The sequence below is a fragment of the Neobacillus sp. NRS-1170 genome, from assembly GCF_050468025.1.
In genome coordinates this window covers 1-2,710 of record NZ_JBITPF010000080.1, presented here as the reverse complement: position 1 = coordinate 2,710, position 2,710 = coordinate 1, and the positions used below count along the sequence as shown (strand labels likewise).

The following is a 2,710-nucleotide window of genomic DNA, read 5'->3' as shown; positions in this document are numbered from 1 at the left end:
GTTGTGCGAAATGTTTCTGGCTTAAATTGAGATTGGTCACAATACTCAGGTAGAGGTCAGACAGTTCCTTTCGGAACTGAAGGGTTATATCGAAGAATCAAATGAAGGGGTAACGCCCTGAAGGGTTCTCTCTAAGTCGAATAGCATTTGATTTAGTAAGAAAGATAGTGTTATAAGCTCGGCGAAAAGGCGTGAGAAATTACCGTAGCAGTTTGGCTGTCGAAAGCCTACTCGATGGAGTGGTGTAATTCATGATGCTTGAGTTGAATGAATATGGTGAGGATGTGAAAAGCCTAGAACAAAGGGCTATGCTGACGAACTTCTGAATGTACGGGTCTATAAGCACAATACATAGAAATGTGTATATCACCAAATTGTGAGGTTAGCAGTGGATGAGTAAAACTAACTAATATGAAAGTCCATGATATGTTATAGGCATATGAACGGCTAACAGGCTTAAAGGAAGCACCTAAGTTCATTCTATAATAGATATAAGTCAACGTTGTAAGCTGATGACGTGGAGAGCTTACTCTCTATGAAGCGGTGATTAGGAAAGCAGTAATGATAATAGTTTCTGTATAACTTTTCTTTGTATCAGTGAAAGTGGTGGCACAGTACCAATGAGAGGACTAATCACCCTGGAGGGATAGCCACTAGACTAATAAGAATCATTCAACCATGTATGGCAGTTCTTTATCGATTAATAAGGTTCTTGTAAGACTAAAAGAGGTTCAACTCCCAAGGGAGTCACCGACTTGTTAAAACGGAAGAAACTGAGACATAGTGAGTATTACGATATGCAACATTGTTTTGACAGTTTACATGCTCAAAGTGTCGATGGTCAAAATTTCTATGATTTAATTAAACTAATTAGTTCCAATGAAAATATACGTCTTGCTTATCGAAACATCAAAAGAAACACTGGGAGTAAAACAGCAGGGACAAATAAGTTAACCATAGATGACATTAAACATTTGTCGGTAGAAGAAGTAATTGAACACGTTCAAAATATGCTCCAAACATACAAACCAGAATGTGTTCGTCGTGTTTTCATTCCTAAAGGGTATGGGAAAATGAGACCATTAGGAATTCCAACAATATGGGATAGGATTATTCAACAGTGTATTTTGCAAGTTTTAGAACCCATTTGTGAGGCAAAATTTCATAAACATAGTTACGGTTTCAGACCAAATCGAAGTACCCACCATGCGAAAGCAAGATTTGAATCGCTTATCAATATGGTGGGTCTTTATCATTGCATAGATGTGGACATAAAAGGATTCTTCGATAACGTCAACCATAGTAAGTTACTCAAACAAATATGGTCATTGGGAATTAAAGATAAACCTTTACTCTCCATCATTTCAAAGCTATTAAAAGCAGAAATTGAAGGAGAAGGCGTTCCAACCAAAGGAACCCCGCAAGGGGGTATACTTTCACCACTTTTATCAAATATCGTTCTAAATGAAATAGACTGGTGGGTAAGTAATCAATGGGAAACATTTCAAAGCAACCATGATTATAAACATAATGGAAGCAAAGTAAAAGCACTCAAGAAATCAAAACTGAAGGAATGTTACATCGTTAGGTATGCCGATGACCTCAAAGTCTTATGCCGTACTCGTTCGCAAGCCAACAAAATGAATTATGCCATCAAGGATTTTCTTAAAACAAGATTACATCTAGAGACAAGTGATGAAAAATCAAAGGTTATTAACTTAAAGAAGAATTCTTCCGAATTCCTTGGTTTCACTTTTCGAGCGATTAGAAAAGGAAAAACAAGGTTTGGATTTGTAGCACATTCAAATATGACGAAGAAATCTAAGTCCAATGCACTCATTAAAATTAAAGATTCTATAAAAGCAATTCAGAAGAAGCCATGTGCTGAAACTGTTTGGCATTACAACACTGTCGTAATGGGAATCCAAAACTATTACGCAGCAGCTACTAACATATCGAATAATTAAGTGAGTTGTCCTCTCATATAAACAAGACTTTATATAATCGACTAAAGAATATCAGAGCAGAAGCTAAGTTTGATGATATGACCAGCACGCTCCAAAAACGCTATAAAGGATACTCTCCACAATATTTCAAGATTCAAGAAATGGTGTTTGTCCCTATTTATGCCCAACGGCATAAAACTAATCTCTGCTTCTCGCAAGATGTATGTAATTATACTACCGAAGGTAGAGAGAAAATACACAACAATCTAAAAGCGATTAACAAAAGCGTGTTAAGCTATATCATGAAAAACTTCATTCCTAATCGAACGATTGAATATAACGATAACCGCATCAGTAAGTTCATTGCACAATACGGAAAATGTGCAGTTACGGGTAAAGAACTTGGTAAAAGCGATTGGCACTGTCATCATAAGAACCCTTATCATCTCAATGGATGACAGATATTCAAATTTGATAGTGTTGCATGAAGCAGTTTACCGACTCATACATCTAAAAGATATGTATAAAATCAACTCTCTTCTAGATGTCCTAAAATTGAAAAAGAAGCAAAAAGAAAAAGTGAATGAACTGCGAAAACTATGCAAAAACTTCGCAATCTGATTAGAATTAAACTTGCTTTACGCTAAACATAGAAATGAATGAATTGGATGAGTTGGAACGCCGTATGCGGTGAAAGTCGCACGTACGGTGTGAACAGGGGGAAAAGGGAGCGATAACCTCAAACCCTTACCTATCTGTATTAA

At 36.5% G+C, this 2,710-nt stretch carries 1 pseudogene; it reads left to right on the top strand.

From position 1 onward, the window contains the following. Positions 1-797 precede the first annotated feature (797 nt). A pseudogene (ltrA, locus tag ACIFOT_RS28510) lies at positions 798-2,567 on the top strand (group II intron reverse transcriptase/maturase). The last annotated feature ends 143 nt before the right edge of the window (positions 2,568-2,710 follow it).